This window comes from Streptomyces sp. NPDC029292, assembly GCF_055569295.1.
On record NZ_JBVHXR010000054.1, the window covers coordinates 1 to 5249 of the forward strand.

Genomic DNA, 5249 nt, shown 5'->3' on the forward strand with positions numbered 1-5249 from the left:
AGCTGCAATTACTCCTCGCCCTCTGGACCGGTGCCTGCCCCACCTGCCACCGCGACATACCCACACCGATACGAACCTGACCAAGCCCTACTAGGTACGTGCCCTTGCTGTTGGCCAGCAGCACCACCCCGTCGGCTCCGAGCACGTCCAGGCTTGGCATGCCTCGAGGACGGCCCCCTCCACGTCGGGGAGGGTGAGAGTGGCGAAGTATCCGAACCGGCTGGGCAGTTGGTCACGCAGGTCGGCGCAGAACTCGTTGAGGGCCCGGGCCATGGCGCGTTCGTCGTTCTGGTCGCCCGGTTCGACGCCCGGCGCGGAGACCGACAGCACGGCCGATTCGTGCCGTTGTCGTCCATCAGCGCGAGTGCCGATTCGGCGTCCCAGCGGGGGATGGGCAGGCCGCCGGCCTTGACGCCCGCCTCGGCGAGCCAGTCGGCGTAGAAGGGAGGGACGATGTGTTGGTGGGTGTCGATGCGCTGCGGAGTGGTCATGGCGGGGCCCTTCGGGTGTTGTTTCGGGGGCCTTGTTCAGCGCAGTTCCCGCTTCATGATCTTGCCGCTTGCGGTCATGGGCAACTCGTCGCAGAACTCGATCAGGCGGGGGTACTTGTACGCTGCCATGGCCGTCCTGCACCAGTTGCGAAGGCTGTCCTCGGACAGTTGTGAGCCCGGGTGCCGGATGACGTGGGCCTTGACCTCCTCCCCGTGCACGGGGTGGGGGACGCCGACGACGGCTGCGAGGCTGACGTCGGGATGGGTCAGCAGGACCTCCTCCAGTTCGCGCGGGTAGATGTTGTATCCGCCGCGGATGATGAGGTCCTTGGCGCGGTCGACGATGAGGTAGTCGCCGTCGGCGTCACGTCGTGCGATGTCCCCGGTGCGGAACCATCCGTCGCGCAGCACCTCGGCGGTGGCCTCTGGGCGTCCGAGGTAGCCCTTCATCACGTTGTGGCCGCGAACGGCGAGTTCGCCGGCCTTGCCGTCGGCCACCGGGGTGCCGTTGGTGTCGACCAGTCGCAGTTCGACGCCCCACACCGGTCCGCCCACGGAGCCCGGCTTGGGTGGTCGGCCGGGGGTCTGGAACGTCACCATGGGGCTTGTCTCGGAGAGCCCGTACCCCTCGTGGATGCTGATGCCGAAGACCGTGTGGAAGCGTACGGCGATCTCGTTGGAGAGAGCCGCGCCGCCGGACACGGCCATGCGCAGTTGCGCGGTGATCGTTTTGAGTGTGCGGTCGTCGAAGGGCTCACCGAGGAGTTTCCAGTACATGGTCGGCACCGCGGCGAAGACGGTGACGGCCTCGTCGGCCAGCGTGCGCAGCACCTCGGCCGCCTCGAAGCGCGGCATGAGTACCAGGCGCGCGCCGATGCCGAAGGTGGCGTTCATCTGCACCGTCTGTCCGAAGCTGTGGAACAGCGGCAGGACCGCCAGGTGTACGTCGTCCGGACGTGCCTCGATGGTGCGGTGGCAGGTCAGGGCGTTGAGCACCATGTTGGAGTGGGTGAGTTCCGCGCCCTTCGGCTGCCCCGTGGTGCCGCTCGTGTAGAGGATCAGCGCAGTGTCCGTCTCCCGGGTGCAGACCGTCTCGAACGTCTCGCTCCGGTTCTCCAGCGCCTCCGAGAGGGTGCGCACGCCTTCCAGGGGTGAGGGGTCCGCGGGGCGGTCGGTGATCAGGAACAGGTACTCGCAGGAGGGTGTCTGTGCGACGGCCTCCGCGGTGCCCGACGCCGGTACGGCGGCAGCGGCGCCGGTGTGGCAGAAGAACGCCTTGGCCCCCGAGTCGGACAGGTGATAGGCGATCTCGCGTGGTTGCAGCATCACGTTGAGCGGGACGACGACGGCGCCGGCCTTGAGGATCCCGTAGTAGAGCGCGGGGAACTCGACGCGGTTGGGGCAGCTGAGCGCCACCCTGTCGCCGGGGCGGATGCCGGAGCTGGCGAGGAGGTTTGCCACCTGGTTCGCGGCGGCGTCGACCCGGGCGTACGTCAGCCGCAGCGGACCCTGCACGACGGCTTCACGATCGGGTTGGTGGCGAGCTGTGTACTCCAGCATGGAGGCGAGGTTCAGCATGATCGACTTCCCCTGCTGTGCGCTATTAGATGTTTCTGGTGCGTTAAATGAACAACGCGATCTTGCGATTGTCAATGGGTTGACATGTTCGGATGTGAGGTGAGGGCAAGGTCTCACGCCTGCCGGATATGGGGGTGGTGCCTGTCAGCCGTCGGTGGTCTTCGTCGACTTGGCGATGCGGCCGGCCACCTTGCTCAACAGGCTCTTCAGTGTGGCCTGCTCGTCCGCGGTCAGATCGCCGAACCACTCCTGTTCGAGCCGGTTCTGCTGCCCGAAGGCGTCCTTGATGGCGGCGGCGCCGGCTTCGCTCAGTCGTACGCTCACCAGTCGTCGGTCTGTGGTCGAGAGCCGCTCGCGGATCACCAGGCCGTCGGCTTCAAGTGTCGCCAGCACGGTGGACGTGGCCTGCCGGCTCACGCCGGACAGTCGGGCGATGTCCCTGGCCTCTGCCTGCCCGAAGATCCACACCGTGTAGAGGATCCGGAAACCGCTGGTACTGAAGCCGTGCGGCCGGTGGATCAGGCGCTCGGAGTTCTGGATGTGGGTGTTGGCGGTGCGCAGCAGGATCATCCCGAGGTGGAAGGCCACAGGGTCGAGATCTGGCAGTTCCTGCCGCGTGAGCTCCAGGGCCACATCGCTGAACTCGAAGCCGTGGACCTCGGACGCGGAAACGCGGGCGGCCTCGCCGGAGGGAGGGGTGTTCGCCGACGTCTCGTCTGTCACTGCTCGACCTCGCTGTCCACTGTTCGGAGTACTTCCGGCCCTGCGCGCCGCAGGTCAGACTACCGAGCGGCCGTCCTCGCCCTCGCGGGGAACCGGCAATGGGGCGACCGTCCTGGTGCGCAGGCTCTGCCCCCGGAAGGTGGCGACCGTGGTGCCGTCCTGGGTGGTGATCGCCACGTCGTAGACCCCGCTCTTGGGACCCTGGTGGGCCGCCCGGCATATGGCGGTTAGGAGGTCGCCCGGCCTCGCGGGGGAGAGGTAGACGATGTTGGCCCCGGTGGAGACCGTGGGGGTCTCGCCGGAGCTCGCGGCGTAGGCGAGAGCGGTGTCGGCCAGCAGGAAGATGACCCCGCCGTGGCAGATTCCATGGCTGTTGAGCATGTCCGGGCGCACGGTCATGGACAGCAGTGAGTGGCCGTGCCCTGCCTCCTCGACGGTGATTCCGTTGGCGTGGGCGCAGTTGTCGTGTGCCAGCAGGGCCTGCGTCTCGGGTGGCAGCGTCTGTGCCGTCGCCGCGGGTGGGGTGTGAAGGCCGGATGGGGTCATGGAGGAACTCGTCTCTCTCGCGGTGGGCATGGCTGCCCGGTGGCTACCGGCGGAGTGTGCCGCCGTATGAGCGCAAAGAATAGATTGTCAATGGGTTGACTTTCTCTTGGGGGTGCACGACCTTTGGCCCACTGCGGACCGTCGTCCCAGTGGGGCGGCCGCGCCGATGAGCCAGCCGCCTCCTCCCCTCCCTCTTCCAGCCGGAGATGTCATGGCTGGACGCGTGTCCAAGACCAGCCGAGGACGGCTTCACGTCGTCGCCTGCTTCCTGATCCTCTTGTGCGAGGGCTATGACCTGGCGATGTTCGGCAGCATCGTGCCGTCGCTGCGCACCTACGCCGCCTGGGACCTCAGCGCTGAGACGATCGGCCACATGGGGTCCGCCTGCGTCCTGGGCATGCTCTGCGGAGCGGCGCTGCGGCCTGGCTCGCCGACCGGGTGGGCCGCCAGCCCCGCCAGTGATCCGCGGAAGCCCAGGACGTCCGCCCTCACCACCGGATCGTCGAGCCGCTCACCCAGCTCGTCGCCCTCGGTGAGCCACCGGTCGGCCGCCGGGTGGTCGCCCTGGAGCAGCGCCACCCAGGCGGCGGCGCACAGCGCCCGGGCGCGGGCCGGGGTGGGTTCGGGCGCGGCGGCGAGCGTCCGGTCGAGCCGTCGCCGTCCCTCGCTCAGGAACCCGCCGGTGCACCAGTGGAAGCGCAGCGCCGCGATCAGGGCGAGGGCGGCCTGCGGGTCGTCCTCGAAGTCCAGGGTCGCCAGCAGATTGGGGTGTTCGACCCGCAGGTGGGTCATGGCCTCCGCCTGCCCAGGGCCGTACCAGCGGACTGCGACGCGGGTGGCCAGGGCCGGGTGGAAGTCGCGGTGGCGCCGCGGCAGGCGTTCCTCCTCACCGGACTCGGCAAGCCGTTCCCGGCCGGGCTGGCGGACCAGCCGGTCCAGGAGGTCCAGTACCTCGTGCCGGGGGACGCCCTCGTCGGCGCAGACGTCCTCGGCCGCGTCCAGGCCGAAGCCGCCGGCGTCCAGGGTGTCGAGGGGGCTGCGTCCGGTGTCGGCCGCGATGGCGACGGCCATGCGGTGGGAGGCGGGCGAAGCCGCCGGCGTGGCTGAGGATGAACCGGATGTTCGGGTAGCGGTGCGGGACGCCGTTGCGGACGAGGAGGTAGGCGGCGCGGGTGGTGTCGAGCAGGAAGTCGGCGGCGAACGGCGGGATGCCGTCGACGGCGGGCGCGGGAAGCTCGGCCGGGTGGACGAACACGACGGCACCGTGCGTGTACAGGACCCGCCGCAGCGCGTCCTGGCCCTCGTCGCCGAGGTAGGTGCCCTGGTTGTTGGCGAGCAGGGTGACCCCGTCGGCCTTGAGCTCGGTGAGGGCCCGCTCGGCCTCGTTGGCCGACGCGTCTACGTCGGGCATCGGCAGTGTGGCGAACCAGCCGAAGCGGTCGGGGTGTTCGGCGGTGACGGCGGCGGAGTGGTCGTTGAGCCGTCGGGCCATGTCGGTGGCCTCGGCGGGGTCGGTGAGGAAGCCGGTGCCGGGGGTGGAGACGCCGGTGGGCGGTCAGAACTGTGACGGTGCCGAAGCCAACGCCCGCCGCCAGCGGTTCGCCGACATCCAGGTCACCCTGAACAGCCGGGCCACCTCCCCGTCACTGGCCCCTGCCTCCATCCCTTGTTCTTCGCAGGGAATCCCGGCCTTTAGGCCGGGCGGGAATGTGATCCTCGGCCCGGAGGCGCGTAGCGCCGGAGATCTCTGCGCCTGCGTGGTGAGGGTCAGGCTGGGCGCTTCTGGTTCTCGATGTAGTCCTTGACGATGCTCAGTGGTGCGCCGCCGCAGGACCCGGCGAAGTAGGACGGGGACCAGAACACCGAGCCCGTGTCGATCCGGTTGATCCGGCCGGTGTACTCCGCTCGCAG

At 69.1% G+C, this 5249-nt stretch carries 6 protein-coding genes and 2 pseudogenes; all 8 read right to left on the reverse strand.

Going from position 1 to position 5249, the window contains the following annotated elements:
- Nucleotides 1-90 precede the first annotated feature (90 nt).
- Nucleotides 91-330, reverse strand: coding sequence for a hypothetical protein (locus ACZ4WS_RS47700; protein WP_467990486.1), 240 nt, complete (start codon nt 328-330; stop codon nt 91-93).
- 197 nt (nt 331-527) lie between these two features.
- Nucleotides 528-2069, reverse strand: coding sequence for a long-chain-fatty-acid--CoA ligase (locus ACZ4WS_RS47705; RefSeq protein WP_467990488.1), 1542 nt, complete (start codon nt 2067-2069; stop codon nt 528-530).
- Nucleotides 2070-2213: 144 nt separating this feature from the next.
- Entirely contained in the window at nt 2214-2792 is a 579-nt protein-coding gene (locus ACZ4WS_RS47710; protein WP_467990490.1) for a MarR family winged helix-turn-helix transcriptional regulator, read from the reverse strand.
- 54 nt (nt 2793-2846) lie between these two features.
- The gene (paaI, locus tag ACZ4WS_RS47715; protein WP_467990492.1) at nt 2847-3338 is read right to left on the reverse strand and encodes a hydroxyphenylacetyl-CoA thioesterase PaaI; all 492 of its coding nucleotides are present in this window, start codon (nt 3336-3338) and stop codon (nt 2847-2849) included.
- Nucleotides 3339-3671: 333 nt separating this feature from the next.
- Nucleotides 3672-4409, reverse strand: a complete 738-nt coding sequence (locus tag ACZ4WS_RS47720; RefSeq protein ID WP_467990494.1) for a hypothetical protein — start codon at nt 4407-4409, stop codon at nt 3672-3674.
- Between the two features lie 52 nt (nt 4410-4461).
- Nucleotides 4462-4830: pseudogene (locus ACZ4WS_RS47725) on the reverse strand (amidohydrolase family protein); the annotation flags it as partial.
- 69 nt (nt 4831-4899) lie between these two features.
- Nucleotides 4900-5001 (reverse strand): annotated as a pseudogene (locus ACZ4WS_RS47730) (helix-turn-helix domain-containing protein); the annotation flags it as partial.
- A gap of 104 nt (nt 5002-5105) precedes the next feature.
- Nucleotides 5106-5249 (reverse strand): transposase (locus ACZ4WS_RS47735; RefSeq protein WP_467990496.1); only part of this gene is annotated, 144 nt, incomplete at its 5' end.

Coding starts and splice junctions, on each gene's coding strand:
- ACZ4WS_RS47705 (WP_467990488.1), bottom strand. CDS start 2,069: ATGCTGAACCTCGCCTCCATGCTGGAGTACACAGCTCGCCACCAACCC.
- paaI (WP_467990492.1), bottom strand. CDS start 3,338: ATGACCCCATCCGGCCTTCACACCCCACCCGCGGCGACGGCACAGACG.
- ACZ4WS_RS47720 (WP_467990494.1), bottom strand. CDS start 4,409: ATGGCCGTCGCCATCGCGGCCGACACCGGACGCAGCCCCCTCGACACC.